Source organism: Enterovirga sp. (assembly GCF_028290205.1).
GTDB lineage: Bacteria > Pseudomonadota > Alphaproteobacteria > Rhizobiales > Beijerinckiaceae > Enterovirga.
Window position 1 is genome coordinate 25,143 of the sequence record NZ_JAQGKF010000167.1, and the last position, 14,225, is coordinate 39,367.

The window sequence follows — 14,225 nt, forward strand, 5'->3', positions numbered from 1 at the left end:
GCCGCCCTCAGCCGCCGCCCTGGACCGGCGGCCGGATGTCCACCGGCGCGGGCGCGCGGCGGTCGAGTTCCTGCTGCCGCCGCCGCTCAAGGTCCCGACGCTCAAGCTCGTGCCGGCGCTCCGCCTCCTGGCGCTCGCGCTCGGCTTCCTGGCGGACCCGCTCCTCCGCCTCCTGCCGCAGCCGCGCCTGTCGGGCCGTTTCTTCTGCGGCGAGGCGCCGCTGACGGTCCATCTCCTGGCGAGCCTGGTGGCGCTGCCGCTCGGCCGCGTCGCGTTCGAAGGTCTCGACCCGGTCGAGCTCGCGCGACAACACCACGGCCGCGAGCCCGTTCACGAGGGGCGCAGGGTCGATGATCCGCACGGGCCGCGCGAAGGGTCCGGACCAGCCCAGCCCGATCATGGGCGCCTCGCCGATCCAGGCGCGGGGCAGCGCGGCGGTTTCCAGCAGGCCGCGCGCCTCGAGGGTCCGGGTGCGGAGGTCGAGCACGGCCGATCCCTGCCAGGAGCCCGCCTGACCCCTGAGCCGCAGCGGCGTGATCCGGACCGCCCCCGCCACCAGCGAAACGCTGGCCCGTGCGCCGTCGGGTGCAAACGGTCCTCGGCCCAGTTCCTCCGCCAGCAGCGCCTGCCAGCGCGCCGAGGCCAGCGGATCGTCGGTCGCCAGCACGCGGGTGGCGACGCGCCCGATCGCGACCGGATCGGCCCCCGCCACGGCAAAGCCGTCGAGCCCGATCTCGCCCGCCCCGCCGAGAGCGCCGACCAGCCCGGCCGCGCTCTCCCCAGAGGCGCCGAACCGGAGCGAGCCGGAGAGGCGCCCCGGTCCGAAGGGCAGCCCGATGAGACCCGACAGGGCGACGTCTTCCGCGGCCACTTCGCCGGTGAGGGCCGCGAGGCCGCCCTGCCGGCCGAGCGTGAAGCCGCCCCGCAGCCGGCCCTCGCCGAACGCCACCTCGAGGCCGGACAGGGCGAACCCGTCCGGCCGGGTGGCGAGCCCGAACCGGGCGTCGCGGCCCTTGAGCCCGCCCGGCCCTTCCAGCAGCGCCGCCTCGACCGACACGGAGCCCGCCACCGGAAGCTGCACCGGCGAGCCGAAGCGGGCGCTTGACCATTCCGCGCCGGCCCCGGGCGGCGGCAGGTTCAGGGCGAGGGCGGAGGCGAGCCAGGGCAAGGAGACCCGCTCCAGCTTCACACGCCCCTCGATCTCCCCGACCGAGCGCCCGGACAGGTCGGCCTCGACCTCCTGGTCCGCGATCCGGCCGGACAGCCGTACGGCGAGCCGATCCGCCGAGGCCGCGCTGGCCCGAAGCCTCAGAGGCACAGGTCCCGGAGCCGCGATGCCCAAGGCCGCGAGCAGCCGCGAGGCGTCGTCGGCGCGAAGATCGGCCGCGCCGCTTTCCACACGGTCGTCGGCCGCGCCGAGCCGAAGCGGCTCGACGGTTTCGGCCCGCATTCCGCCGAGTTCGCCACGCGCCTCGAGCCGAAGGCGGCCGTCCTCGCTACGCCGGCCGGACAGGTCGAGTTCGGCCGGGGCAGCCGCCCCGCGCGGCTCGGCGCCCCCGAGCCAGAGTGTGTCGCGGCCCGTCGAGAGCCGGGCCGTGAACTCCCGCACCAGCCCTCCGGAGGACAGGGTTTCGGCCCGAACCGGACCGCCGGCGAGTTCGCCCTCGATCCGGGTGCGGAGTGTTGGCTCTGCCGTGCCGCCGACCCGCTCCGCCGTGACGCCCAGGTCCAGTGGCTGCTGCCGCACGACGTCCGGCAGAAGGCGGGCGAGGCCACCCAGCCAGGCGCGGCCGAACAGCTCCACCAGGGGCGCGGCCTGCCGGGCCGTGAGCCGGCCCTCGATGCGGCCGCCGCCGTCGGGCGCGATGCGGCCCGACAGGCTGGCCTGCGAACCGGCGAGGCCGCTCACCTCGAGCCCCTCGACCACCACGGCCGGCCCGTCCGTCATGAGCCGACCGGCGATGCGGCCGCCGCGTTCCGAGCGATAGGCGACGTCACGGGCGTCGAGAGTGAGGCCGAGATCGAGATCGCGTGCCGCCGCCATCACGGCCCCGCCGTCCGGCAGCCGCGCGACGTCCAGCCCCGACAATGCGAGCTGGCCGTCGAGGCGGGCCCGGGCACCGCGTTCGGCCCGGGTGTACCGGACGGTGCCGGTCGCGGCAGCGTCGCCGAGGGCGGCCCTGAGGTTGCGGAGGGACAGGACGGGGTCGCTCAACGTCAGGTCGAAGGAGAGCCGGAACGGGGGTCCGTCGAGCAGGCCGGACGCGGCCGCGAACCCCGGCGGCCCAGGCAGGCTCCTGACGAACCGGCCGAACCGGTCGCTGTCCTGAGCCTGCAGGTCGAGCCGGCCGCTTCCGCCCGCAGCGTCGCCGGCATCCACGAACTCACCCTCGAAGCGCAGCGCGGAGCGCCCCGGTCCGGCGAGTTCGAGCCCGTCGATCCGGATCCGGTCCGCCTCGAGCCCAGCCCGGAGGGCGAGGTTCTGGATCTCCTCGTCGCCCCCGACCGCCAGGCTGTCGAGGCGGAGCGAGAGCTCGGCGGGCAGCCCAGCGAGCGCCTGCCGCAGCGCCGCCAGGCCGGCCGGGAGATCCGCCCCGTACGCGGCCGCAAAGGCCGCGGCGTCGGCCCGGCGCCCCGCCAACGTCAGGACGAGGCGCGGATCGTCGACCTGGTAGCTGCCGGATCCGGCGAGCCGCACAGCCCCGGTGCCTTCCCCGATCTCGACCGAGACGCCATCGAGCTCGACGCTGCGGCCGGCCGCCTTCAGGGACGCCTGGGCCTGGAAGCCGAGCCGGCTTTCCCCCGGAGCCGGCGCTGCCGGCGGGGACGCGACCAGCCGGCCGGTCCCCGCGAAACGGGGGATCAGCGCAGCCGCCTCCCCGTTTCCCGCGGCGAAGTCGAGCCGCCCGTCGAGGTCGAAACGCGGCCCTGCCGTGCCGCCGCCCCCCCGGAGCTTCAGCGAGGCGGACAGATCGGGCGCGAACTCGCCGAGCGAGAGCTCGAACGGCAGCGTCCCGGCCCGGCCGTCCAGCCGCCAGGGGCCGGCAAAGGAGGGAGCCTGCACGCGCACGTTCTCGGCATAGGCCTGGTCCGTGCGACCCGTCGCCGGATCGGTGGTGGTGAGCAGGAACTGCTGGACTTCGAGGTCCTCGAAGGCCCAGGCGCGCCGCTGCTCGACCCCGGCAAAGAGCCGGCGCGGCACGCGCCATTCGCCCCCCGCGCCGGTCGGAAGCTTGAACTCGGCGCGGCCGATGCGGGTATCCAGGAAGCGCACCTCGCCGCCCAGCAGCGGCGTGAGGGCGATCTCGGCTCGCACATACCGCGCGTCCAGCGAGGCCTCGGCCGGGTCGTCCGAGCCGATCCGCAGCCGCTGCATGCGGATGCGCGGCGAGGGCAGCAGCCTGATGTCGAGCGGCCCGGCGGTGCGCACCTCTTGGCCGAGCGCCCGGGCGATGGCGGCCTCGACGAGCCCGCGATGGGCCGGCCAGTCGATGAATGGAGGAACCGCGAGAAGCGCGGCCAGAACCAGGATGAGGAGGCCCGCGACAGCGGTCAGAAGGTCGCGCAAGGGGCGGCTCTCGGCTCCCGGTCAGTGTCGCCGGTCAGGCGGCCACGATCTTGCCGGGGTTCATGATGTTGTTGGGATCGATGGCGCTCTTGAGCATCCGCATCAGGGCCAGCGCCGGCTCGCCGTGCTCAGCCGCCAGGTACTTCATCTTGCCCTGGCCGACGCCGTGTTCGCCCGTGCAGGTCCCGTCCATCCGCATGGCGCGTTCCACCAGGCGGTGCATGAAGCCCTCCGCACGCTCGACCTCGGCCGGATCCTCCATGGCGACCAGCGGCATGACATGGAAATTGCCGTCCCCGACATGGCCCGCGATGGGCGCGACGAGGCCCGTTGCCTCGATGTCCGCCTTGGTTTCCGCGAGGCATTCGGCCAGGCGCGAGATCGGCACGCACACGTCGCTCGCCACCCCACGGCTGCCCGGCCGCAGTCCAAGCGAGGCCCAATAGGCATCGTGGCGGGCCTGCCACAGGCGGCTCCGGTCCTCGGCCCGGGTGGTCCAGTCGAAGCCGCTGCCGCCGTATTCGGCCGCGATGTCGCCGAAGCGCTCGGCCTGTTCGCGCACGCCGGCATCGGTGCCGTGGAACTCGAACAGGAGCAGCGGCGTCTCGGGCAGGGTCAGCTTGGAATAGGCGTTGCACGCCCGAATCTGCACCTCGTCCAGGAACTCGATCCGGGCCACCGGCAGCCCGGACTGGATGGTCGCGATGACGGCATCGCAGGCGTTCTTGACGCTGGGGAACGAGCAGATCCCGGCCGAGATCGCCTCCGGAATGCCGTGCAGCTTCAGCGTGATCTCGGTCACGATGCCGAGGGTGCCCTCGGAGCCGACGAAGAGCCGTGTCAGGTCGTAGCCGGCCGAGCTCTTGCGGGCCCGGGTGCCCGTGCGGACGATCTCACCCGACGGCGTCACAACCGTCAGGGCGAGCACGTTGTCCTTCATGGTGCCGTACCGGACGGCATTCGTGCCGCTGGCCCGGGTCGCCGTCATGCCGCCAATGGAGGCGTCCGCACCGGGGTCGATCGGGAAGAACAGGCCGGTGTCGCGCAGGTGCTCGTTGAGCTCCTTGCGGGTCACGCCGGGCTCGACCACGCAATCGAGGTCCTCCGGGTGGATCGCCACGATGCGCTTCATCAGGCTCGTGTCGACGGAGACCCCGCCCAGCGGTGCGTTGAGGTGGCCTTCGAGCGAGGTCCCGGTTCCGAACGGAATGACCGGCACGCGCTCGGCCGCGCAGAGCCGCACGATCTCGGCCACTTCCGCCGTGGTTTCAGGCAAGACCACGAGGTCCGGGGGCTGATTGGGGATCCAGGTCGTTGTGTGGCCGTGCTGCTCGCGCACAGCCAGGCTTGAGATCACGCGGTTGCCGAAACGCCGCGTCAGCGCCAGCGAGAGCCGCTCAATCGTCGCGGCATCCGGGCGCCCGGGCGCTGGCGAGCTCTTGGCGTGGATGACGGTCATCGGGCGGCCCGCATGAGACGTGATTGAGCTTGGGTTCTAGCATCGGGCAGAGTAGCAGACGTGGCCAGAGGGCAACACTGTCCCGCTGCGTCGCGGCGTGCGGGCCGGCAGGCCAGGGAGGCGCTTATGAAGGAAGACGCGGGGCCGCCGATTCTCGTCTTCACGCCGTTCGTCTCGTCAACGATGCGCGTCGAGTCTGCCTGGATCGACTACAACGGCCACATGAACATGGCCTATTACCTGGTCCTGTTCGACCGGGCGGTGGACGAGGCGCTGGCGCTGGTCGGCCTTGGCGAGCGCTATGTCGCCGAGCGCGGCTGTTCCTACTTCACGGCCGAGATCCACACCGTCTACCTGCGGGAACTCGCGGTGGACGAGGAGGTCCGGGTGACGCTGCAGCTGGTGGATCACGACGAGAAGCGCATCCACGCCTACCTGGAAATCCGGCACCATCGCGACGGCTGGATCGCGGCAAGCTGCGAGAAGATGTTTCTCCATGTCGCCATGGAGGAACGGAAGGTGACGGCCTTCCCGGACGACATCCTTCTCAACCTTGCGGCCATGAAGGCGGCCCATGCTGGCCTGCCACGCCCGGACCGGCTCGGCCGCTCGATCGGCATCAAGCCCCGGCGCAAGGGGGCCGGGCGTGCCGCCCCGGCAACGAGCCGCACCCGGCACTAGGAGCGGCCGCCCACGCCGGAGCGGCAGCGCCCGCCTACAGACAGACCCGCCTGATCAGCTCGCCGTAGATCTCCTTGGCGGCCTGGATTTCCGCCACCGCACACTGCTCGTCCGTCTTGTGGCACTGGGCCGAAGCTCCGGGCCCGATCACCACGGTTGGGACGTCGCCGAAGCCTGGAACCAGTGCCGAGGCATCGGTGAAATAGGCGGCGCCGAGAAGCGCCGGGGGGCGGCCGAGCCGGCCCGTGAGAAGGTCGAGCAACGGCCGGATCGCGGGCGAATCCGGCGGGGTGGCGAAGCCGCCGAAATCCGTGAGGATCTCGATCTCGGCCTCGTCGCCGAGCAGCGCCCGCAGCTCGCGCAGGCGGCTCGGGTGGTCGTCCTCCGGCAGGGTGCGGAAATCGACGGTGAAGCGCGCGAGGTCCGGCACCGCATTGGCGGCGTGCCCGCCCGTCACGGTCGTCACCGCGGCCGTGGCCCGCCCGAGAAGCGGATGGCTGGCCTCGAAGCGGAGCTTCTGCACCCGGCCGATCCAGTCCACGGCCTTGCTGATGGCGTTCTCGCCCTCTTCCGGCATCGCCGAATGGGCCGTGCGCCCTCGCGCCGTGACGGCCACCCGGAGAGAACCCTTATGCGCCAGCACCGGCTGGTTCGAGGTCGGCTCGGCCACCACCAGCAAGGCGGCTGGGCCGAGAACGCCGCGGCGGGCCAGGTCGAAGGCCCCCTGACAGCCTGTTTCCTCCCCGGAGGTGATCACGAAGGTCAGCCCGCGGCGAAGCGGTGCCCGCCCGGCCAGGTCCGCAGCCGCGGTGAGAAAGGCCGCGATGCCGGATTTCATGTCGCAGCTTCCACGGCCATGCAGCATGCCGTCGGCGATCACGCCGTCGAAGGGCCCGTAACGCCACGGCGCCGTGCCGGCCGGCACCACGTCGACATGCCCCGTGAAGCAGAGCGGCTTCTGGTCGGTGGTTCCCCTCAATCGCGCCACGAGTGACGGCCGCCCGGGCGCGAATTCATACCTCTCCACGACGCATCCGAACTCGGCGAGAACCTGTGCCACCGCGTCTGCGCAGGGTGCTTCATCGCCGGGCGGATTGACCGACGGGATGCGCACCAGACGCTGGGCGAGGGCAACGGGGTCTGCGGAGAGGGTCATCGGCCCAGCCTATGCCGGTCCACATCTCACGCCAACGCCGCCGCCCCATGCGGGGCTCCTCCGTCCCCGGCCTCAGCGACCGAGACCGGGCGCGACGCCGTAGGAGGGAAACAGCGGGGGCGCGGGCGGGCGCGAGAGCTGGTTGCGGAGCGCGTTGACCTCGAACTGGTTCTGCTGGGCGGCCGCCCGGTTCTGCTGGTCGGCGGTGATCGCGCGATTGATCGCGTTCACCTGCGATTCCGCCCTGTTGGCGGGCGGGACCGCGAGGCCCTGCGCGGCGGCCGGGAGGGCGGCCACGAGGCCGGCGGCGGCCATACACGCTCTCAGCACCGCACGCATCGCTCTTCTCCCAGGGCCAAGCCTGCATGATATGGGGTGACAACCCGTGAACCGCAGCCTGGTTCGGGGCCCGATCCGCGCCCACCGCCCACGCCGAGGGCGAGGGACGTGGCTCCCGGTCGCCTCGACGGGGGGCGGGTTATGATCCAGGAAGCCTCATGAATCGCGCGCGAGCCCTCCCGCTGTCGCCGGCAGCCGAAGCGGACGAGCCGCCGGCCGGACGGGCCCTCTCCATTTCGGAGCGGGCGCGTGCCGCCGCGGCGCCGCAGGCGGCCGATTACTTGGCCGGGCTCAATCCCGAACAGCGCCAGGCCGTGGAGGCCACGGACGGGCCGGTCCTGGTTCTGGCCGGGGCCGGAACCGGCAAGACTCGCGTGCTGACGACCCGCATCGCCCACCTGATCGCGACCGGAAAGGCGTGGCCCTCCGGCATCCTGGCCGTCACCTTCACGAACAAGGCGGCCCGCGAGATGAAGGAGCGGGTGTCGCACCTCGTCGGCGCGGCCGGCGAGGGCATGCCCTGGCTCGGCACCTTCCACGCCATCGGCACCAAGGTGCTGCGCCGCCATGCGGAACTGGTCGGCCTCAGATCCGACTTCACCATCCTGGGCACGGACGACCAGCTCCGGCTGCTGAAACAGGTGATCTCGGCCGACGGGATCGACGAGAAGCGCTGGCCGGCCCGGGGCCTCGCCTCCTTCATCGACGGCTGGAAGAACCGCGGCCTGCAGCCAGCCGAAGTGCCGGCCGGCGAGGCGGCGGCCTTCGCCAACGGCCGCGGCCAAGCGCTCTATGCCGCCTACCAGGCTCGGCTGAAGACCCTGAACGCCGTCGATTTCGGCGACCTCCTGCTCGAGTGCCTGCGGCTCTGGCGCGACAATGCGGACGTGCTCGCGCTCTATCACGAGCGCTTCCGCTACATGCTGGTCGACGAGTACCAGGACACCAACGTCGCCCAGTATCTCTGGCTCCGGCTGCTGGCGCAGGCCCGCAAGAACCTCTGCTGCGTCGGCGACGACGACCAATCGATCTATGGCTGGCGCGGGGCCGAGGTCGACAACATCCTGCGCTTCGAGCACGATTTCCCGGGCGCGACGGTGATCCGGCTCGAGCGCAATTACCGCTCCACCGGCCACATCCTGGGAGCGGCCTCCGGCATCATCGCCAACAACCGCGACCGCCTCGGCAAGACGCTGCGGACGGAGGACGAGGCCGGCGAAAAGGTCGTCGTGTCAGGCGCCTGGGATTCCGAGGAGGAGGCGCGCCAGATCGGCGCGGAGATCGAAGCCATGCACAGCCGCAAGGAGCGGCTGTCCGACGTCGCGGTCCTGGTCCGCATCTCGGCGCAGATGCGCGAGATCGAGGACCGCTTCGTCACACTGGGCCTGCCCTACCGGGTGATCGGCGGCCCGCGCTTCTATGAGCGGGCCGAGATCCGGGACGCCCTCGCCTATCTGCGGGTGACCGCTCAGCCGGCCGACGATCTGGCTTTCGAGCGCATCCTGAACGTGCCCAAGCGAGGGCTCGGCGACGCCACGCTCAACGTCCTGCACGCCCATGCCCGGAGCGCCCGCGTGCCGCTGGTCCAGGCGGCCCGCTACCTTGTCGAAACCGACGAGCTGAAACCCGCTCCGCGCCGCTCGCTCCGTGACCTCCTGGCCTCCTTCGACCGCTGGCGCGCGGTGTCCGAGCGCAGCCCGCATCACGAGCTGGCCCAGACCGTCCTGGAGGAATCCGGCTACACGGACATGTGGGCCAAGGACAAATCCGCCGATGCGGCCGGCCGGCTCGAGAACCTCAAGGAGTTGGTCCGCTCCATGGAGGAATTTCCCGACCTGGCGGGCTTCCTGGAGCACATCGCGCTGGTGATGGATGCCAACGAGGGCGAGGGCCAGGACCGCGTGTCCGTGATGACGCTGCACGCCGCCAAGGGGCTGGAATTCGGCACCGTGTTCCTGCCCGGCTGGGAAGAGGGCCTGTTTCCGTCGCAGCGCGCGCTGGACGAGAACGGACGGGCCGGGCTCGAGGAGGAGCGCCGCCTCGCCCATGTCGGCCTGACCCGGGCCCGCCGCCGCGCCCTCGTCTCCTTTGCGGCGAACCGGCGCATCCACGGGATGTGGAACTCGACCCTGCCGTCGCGCTTCGTGGACGAATTGCCAGAGGAGCATGTCGAGGTGCGCGAGGCGCCGGCGGCCTATTCCGGCCGCACGGCGTCGCGCTTCGAGGGGATGACGCCGTTCGGCTCGAGCTACAGCACGCCCGGCTGGCAGCGCGCCCAGACCCGGGCCGCCGAGCAGGCCGCTGACCCGGAGGACTGGCGCGGCGGTTTCGCGGAGCCGGGTTCCCCGTTCGGCCAGCGCGGCGGCTTCCCGCCCCGCCGCAACCAGCCCGGACGGCGGGCCGGCCCGCAGCTGATCGAGGGCGAGATCCTGGCCCGCTCCACCGCCGCCGCCTCCGCGCACGAGCTCGGTGCCCGGGTGCTGCATCTAAAGTTCGGCCCCGGCACGGTCGCCGCCGTGGACGGCAACAAGCTCACGGTCGATTTCGACAAGGCCGGCCGCAAGACAGTGCTGGACAGCTTCGTGGAGAGCGCCGGCTAGCGGCCGACACCGGCTGTCGGCTGCCGCTCAGCCCCCACGCCGCGCCCCGGCCCGCGCGGCCAGCGCGGCCTCGTAGAGCGAGCGGGCATCCTCCCTGAAGGCGGCCCGCGAGGTGTCGCGGGTGTAGAACATGTGCCCGCCGGGATAGGTGGCCAGGCTGCTGCGCGAGGCCGCGAAGGCGGGCAGCTGCCGCAGGATCAGCTCGCTGCCGAAATAGGGCGTGACGAGGTCGGTCAGCCCGTGCGCGACCAGCACGCGCATGTTGCCGTCCAGCGCCAGCGCGCCCCGCAGCTCGGAGAAGGATTCGGCCGGCCGCCGGCCGCGCCCGAACCGCCACTGCCCGTTCACCGATCCGTTCAGGAGTTCGTAGCGAGCGTTCGGCACGGGCCAGCGGAGGCGGCGCGAGGAGTGGTCCACCGCCGCGCTACTCAAGACCGCCCTCAGCGGGGCGAGCCCCGCATCCTCGGCCTGGCTCGTGGCCGCGCTCGGATCGGGGTCGAAGGTCGAGACCCCGGCATCGTAGGCGGAGGCGACGCGGCCCTCGGGCCGGCCCAGCTCGCGCTGCACGCTCGCCAGGTCGAGCCGGCCACCCCGGCTGCTGACCAGCGCCGGATCGAGGCCGGTGAGGCCCGCAACGCGAGCCACCATGCGGTCCCGGGCGACCGCATCGCCCGGACCGCGCAGGAGGTCGAGCAGATACTCGCCCGAGGCGTAGCTCTCCGCCTCGGCGAGGTCAGCGCGGGCGAGCGGTCCCCGGCGCTCACGCGCGGCGGCCACCAGCGAGGGCAACCGGGTCACGAATTCCATCGGCTTCCAACGCGGCTCGGAGAGCCAGCCGAAATCGAACACGGGCGAGACCAGAACCAGGCCCGAGAGCCCGATCCCCGTATCCTCCTGCAGCTTTTGCGCCAGGAGGGGGCCCCGGAACCCGCCATAGCTTTCGCCGAGAAAGAACTTGGGCGAGCCGAGCCGCTCGTTCTCGCGCAGCCACCGCGCCACCACGGCGGCCAATGCCGAGATGTCGCCCTCCACCGAGAAGTAGCGGTCGCGCGTCTGCTCGTCCGGGCCGTTCGCCCGGCTGTAACCGGTGCCGACTGGATCGATGAAGACGAGGTCGGTGAAATCGAGCCAGGTCTCCGCATTGGGCACCAGGGCGGGCGGCGCGGACGGGCTGATCGAGGCCCCGTCCACGGGCAGCCGCCAGGGCCCGGCCACCAGGAGGTGCAGGTAGGCCGAGGAGGCGCCCGGCCCGCCATTCACCGCGAAGGTGACCGGGCGCGTCGCCGGATCGGCGCCGGCCAGCCGGTAGCTCGTCACCGCCACCTCCGCCTGCACGGCACCGGCCTGATCGGTCAGCGGCAGGCTGCCGGCTACGGCCACGAAGTCCAGGCTGCGGCCCGGCAGGTCGAGGCGGTGCTTGGTTGTCGAATCGGCTGGGAGCCGCCGACCTTCGGGCGCCGCGACCCGCTGTTGCGCGGGCGCCGGCTGGGCCTGAGCGGGGCCTGCGGCGAGGAGCCCGCAGAGCAGAAGGCCGAACCATCGGGCGGATGCGTGCAAGCTCATCCGGCCAGGATAGGCGAGACAGGCCGGAGACGCGACGCGGCGTTACGCCCGGTTCCGCCAGCGTCCGCCGTCGTCCTGGGCCCAGTAGGTGACGGGATGACCGGCCGCCTTGCAGCGCCGCCAATCGGCGCGGGCGGCTGCCACCGCCTCCTCGTCGCGCCCGTCCAGCAAGAGCGCCACGCGCTCAAACCCGGCCACGTCGGCCGGCCAGGCCGCGCCTTCCAGCAGAAACAGGATCGCGGCCCCGTTCGGGTTGCCGTCCGACACCGTCAAGAGAACCGGCTGGTCGGCCTCGTCCCCGGCGCCCTCGGCTCCATGCGGCAGAAAGCTGTCCTCCGGATGGCTCCACAGCCGGTCGTCCAGGGCGGCGAGCCGCTCCGGGCTGGCCAGCTTCACGAGTGCGCGCCAGCCCCGCTCGCGCGAGCGGGCCAGCAGGGTCGGCAGAACCTCCTCCAGCTCTTGCCGCTGAAGATGGTAGAAGTGGATCTCGGTCACCCGATCCCCGTACTCCGCTGCTCGGCCCGAGGCCCGTCGCCATAGACTTGGCGCGCCAGAAGGTGGCCGGCCGCGATCGGCAGGAAGACGAGAAGGATCATCAGCCACAGCACGGCGGCCGTCGAGCCGCCGCGCCGGACGCGGTCGCGTGGATTGGGTAACATGGCTCACCTCCTGACGACCGGGCCGTCCAGGCCGGTCGGGGTGAGCCGATCAGGTGATCAGCAGCAGCCCGGGGCGGCCTCGGATGACACGGTCCGTCGACTGTGACTGTCGCTGGGCATGGGGTTGGCGGCTTTCGTGGAGGCCCCAGCGCCGGGCGCGGGGGATGGACGGGAAATGCGCGCGCGAGGCGGCGAGGTCAAGCCCGCCGCGTCACCCTTCGTAATGGTCGCGGATCAGCTGATCGAGCAGGCGCACGCCCCAGCCGGAACTCCAGCTCGTGTTGAGCTCGGTCTTGGGTGCGTTCATGCCGGTGCCGGCGATGTCGAGATGCGCCCAGGGCAGGTCGTCGCGGACGAATCGCTGCAGGAACTGCGCTGCCGTGATCGAGCCCCCGTGCCGTCCGCCGGTGTTCTTCATGTCAGCGAACTTGGAATCGATCAGCTTGTCGTATTCGGGGGCGAGCGGGAGGCGCCAGACCTTCTCGCCCGACACCCGGCCGGCCGAAATCAGCCTGTCCGCCAGCTCGTCGGAATTCGAAAACAGGCCCGCATGTTCCTGGCCGAGAGCCACGAGCACCGCCCCTGTCAGGGTCGCGAGGTCGATCATCAGCTGCGGCTTATAGCGATCCTGGACGTACCAAAGCACGTCACCGAGGACGAGCCGGCCCTCGGCATCGGAATTCACCATCTCGACCGTCTGCCCCGACAGGGTAGTGATGATGTCGCCCGGCCGCTGTGCCTTGCCGTCCGGCATGTTCTCCGTCAGGCCGATTGCGCCGATGACGTTGACCTTGGCGTTGCGGCGCGCGAGCGCATGCATCAGCCCGACCACGGTCGCGGCGCCCGCCATGTCGCCCTTCATGTCCTCCATGCCGCCGGCGGGCTTGATCGAGATACCGCCCGAATCGAAACAGACGCCCTTTCCGATCACCGCGACCGGCGCGGCATCCGGTGCGCCGCCGTTCCAGCGCATCAGGGCCACGCAGCTGTCGTGCACCGAGCCGTCGCCGACCGCGACGAGCGCCCGCATGCCGATCTCGCGCAGCTGAGCCTCCCCCAGGATCTCGACCTCGACCCCGTGCTGCCGGAGGGCCTCGGCGCGCCGGGCGAACTCCGCCGGAAAGAGCACGTTGGGCGGCTCGTTGACGAGATCGCGCGTCACCGTCACGCCCTCGGCCACCGCCGCCCAAGGTGCATCGGCCAGCCGCGCGGCCTCCGGGTTCAGCGACATGAAGCTGATGCGGGTCGCCTTGGCGTCCGGCTCCGCATCGTCCTTCTTCTTGGTCTTGTAGCGGTCGAAGCTGTAGGCACGGAGCCGCGCCCCCAGCGCCATGGCGGCGAGCGCCTCGCCGGGGTCGGACAGTCCGGGAAGCTCCGCGAACACGGTGGCTTGCCGGCCCGAGACCCGGGCCGCAACGGCCCCGCCGACCGCGCGCCAATCCTGCTTGCCAGCCTCTGCCGCCGGACCGAGCCCGATCACGTGCAGGCGGCCGACCCCATCGAGCTCCGCGGGAGCTGTGATCGTCATGGCCGATCCGGCCTTGCCCTTGAACGTCTCGGCGGCCGCGGCCCGCTGGATCAGCGCACCGAGCCCGGGCAGCAGCTTCGCGGTCTCCGCGCCGGGCGCAACGTCCTCGCGGACCAGGACGACGAGGTCGCCGGGCTGCGGTCGGGCAAGAGGCTGGTGGTCGATCCTGATCGTGCTCACGCGCAACTCCCTTGCCGGGCCCTTGCGGCTCGCCGGCTTCCGCCGTGCCATACAGGATCGCCGGGCGTGCGCCAGGGTCGCAACCCCCGGCCTCGATCCGGCCAGACTTCCCGGCCAGAGGTGTGGCCCTCGTGCCATTGGCGGGCGGGTCGCCGCGCGTCATAGTCAAGAGCTAAAGTCCGGTCCTGCGATGTCCCTGGTCGAGCGCTACATCTTCCGCATCATCGCGGGCGCCTTCCTGGGCTGCCTCGCGGCGCTGACGGGCGTGATCTGGCTGACCTCCGCCCTGCGCCAGCTCGACGTCATCACGGCCCAGGGCCAGACCATTCTGGTTTTCCTCACCGTCACAACGCTGACCCTGCCGACCCTGATCGCAGTGATCTCGCCCGTGGCTCTGTTCGTGGCCGTCGCCTATGGGCTGAACCGGCTGAACGGGGATTCGGAGCTGATCGTCATGAGCGCCGCCGGCATGTCGCCGGTTCGGCTGCTGCG

General features: G+C 71.9%; 11 protein-coding genes. 3 read left to right on the top strand and 8 right to left on the bottom strand.

The genetic code is table 11. The annotated features are described in order from the left end of the window. Positions 1 to 7: 7 nt before the first annotated feature. Both JWR86_RS11940 and JWR86_RS11945 read right to left on the bottom strand, forming a co-directional pair. Positions 8 to 3,568, bottom strand: coding sequence for an AsmA family protein (locus JWR86_RS11940; protein ID WP_299565561.1), 3,561 nt, complete (start codon positions 3,566 to 3,568; stop codon positions 8 to 10). 34 nt (positions 3,569 to 3,602) lie between these two features. Beyond that, positions 3,603 to 5,027 carry an FAD-linked oxidase C-terminal domain-containing protein gene (locus tag JWR86_RS11945; RefSeq protein ID WP_299565564.1) on the bottom strand — a complete coding sequence of 475 codons (1,425 nt, stop codon included), beginning with the start codon at positions 5,025 to 5,027 and terminating at the stop codon, positions 3,603 to 3,605. A 126-nt stretch (positions 5,028 to 5,153) separates the two neighbouring features. Here JWR86_RS11945 and JWR86_RS11950 point away from each other — a divergent pair, with 126 nt between their 5' ends. Beyond that, positions 5,154 to 5,708, top strand: a complete 555-nt coding sequence (locus tag JWR86_RS11950) for a thioesterase family protein (RefSeq protein ID WP_299565567.1) — start codon at positions 5,154 to 5,156, stop codon at positions 5,706 to 5,708. A 34-nt stretch (positions 5,709 to 5,742) separates the two neighbouring features. Here the strand turns inward: JWR86_RS11950 and JWR86_RS11955 are convergent, their stop codons facing one another. Next, positions 5,743 to 6,864 carry a M20 family metallopeptidase gene (locus JWR86_RS11955; protein WP_299565571.1) on the bottom strand — a complete coding sequence of 374 codons (1,122 nt, stop codon included), beginning with the start codon at positions 6,862 to 6,864 and terminating at the stop codon, positions 5,743 to 5,745. Between the two features lie 72 nt (positions 6,865 to 6,936). Further along, the gene (locus tag JWR86_RS11960; RefSeq protein ID WP_299565574.1) at positions 6,937 to 7,194 is read right to left on the bottom strand and encodes a hypothetical protein; all 258 of its coding nucleotides are present in this window, start codon (positions 7,192 to 7,194) and stop codon (positions 6,937 to 6,939) included. A 167-nt stretch (positions 7,195 to 7,361) separates the two neighbouring features. Between JWR86_RS11960 and JWR86_RS11965 the strand changes: the two genes are divergently transcribed. Continuing rightward, a complete protein-coding gene (locus JWR86_RS11965) occupies positions 7,362 to 9,803 on the top strand; it encodes an ATP-dependent helicase (protein ID WP_299565577.1) in 2,442 nt (813 codons plus the stop codon). Positions 9,804 to 9,830: 27 nt separating this feature from the next. Here the strand turns inward: JWR86_RS11965 and JWR86_RS11970 are convergent, their stop codons facing one another. The 4 genes from JWR86_RS11970 to JWR86_RS11985 form a co-directional block, all read right to left on the bottom strand. Beyond that, positions 9,831 to 11,366 (bottom strand): peptidase S10, encoded by a 1,536-nt coding sequence (locus JWR86_RS11970; protein ID WP_299565580.1) that lies wholly within the window; start codon positions 11,364 to 11,366, stop codon positions 9,831 to 9,833. A gap of 42 nt (positions 11,367 to 11,408) precedes the next feature. Continuing rightward, positions 11,409 to 11,861, bottom strand: coding sequence for a DNA polymerase III subunit chi (locus JWR86_RS11975; protein ID WP_299565583.1), 453 nt, complete (start codon positions 11,859 to 11,861; stop codon positions 11,409 to 11,411). Beyond that, complete coding sequence (locus JWR86_RS11980; protein WP_299565586.1) at positions 11,858 to 12,025, bottom strand: hypothetical protein; 168 nt, start codon at positions 12,023 to 12,025, stop codon at positions 11,858 to 11,860. Before JWR86_RS11980 ends, JWR86_RS11975 begins: the two co-directional genes overlap by 4 nt. Positions 12,026 to 12,236: 211 nt before the next feature. Beyond that, the gene (locus JWR86_RS11985; protein WP_299565589.1) at positions 12,237 to 13,784 is read right to left on the bottom strand and encodes a leucyl aminopeptidase; all 1,548 of its coding nucleotides are present in this window, start codon (positions 13,782 to 13,784) and stop codon (positions 12,237 to 12,239) included. 139 nt (positions 13,785 to 13,923) lie between these two features. On the opposite strand from JWR86_RS11985, the gene JWR86_RS11990 reads away from it, so the two are divergent. Then, positions 13,924 to 14,225: LptF/LptG family permease (locus JWR86_RS11990; protein WP_299565592.1), on the top strand; the 302-nt coding region annotated here is incomplete at its 3' end.

Bases quoted from the DNA above. Each gene is read 5' to 3' on its own strand.
- JWR86_RS11980 (WP_299565586.1), bottom strand. From the start codon at position 12,025: ATGTTACCCAATCCACGCGACCGCGTCCGGCGCGGCGGCTCGACGGCC.
- JWR86_RS11965 (WP_299565577.1), top strand. From the start codon at position 7,362: ATGAATCGCGCGCGAGCCCTCCCGCTGTCGCCGGCAGCCGAAGCGGAC.
- JWR86_RS11970 (WP_299565580.1), bottom strand. From the start codon at position 11,366: ATGAGCTTGCACGCATCCGCCCGATGGTTCGGCCTTCTGCTCTGCGGG.
- JWR86_RS11945 (WP_299565564.1), bottom strand. From the start codon at position 5,027: ATGACCGTCATCCACGCCAAGAGCTCGCCAGCGCCCGGGCGCCCGGAT.
- JWR86_RS11985 (WP_299565589.1), bottom strand. From the start codon at position 13,784: ATGGCACGGCGGAAGCCGGCGAGCCGCAAGGGCCCGGCAAGGGAGTTG.
- JWR86_RS11950 (WP_299565567.1), top strand. From the start codon at position 5,154: ATGAAGGAAGACGCGGGGCCGCCGATTCTCGTCTTCACGCCGTTCGTC.
- JWR86_RS11955 (WP_299565571.1), bottom strand. From the start codon at position 6,864: ATGACCCTCTCCGCAGACCCCGTTGCCCTCGCCCAGCGTCTGGTGCGC.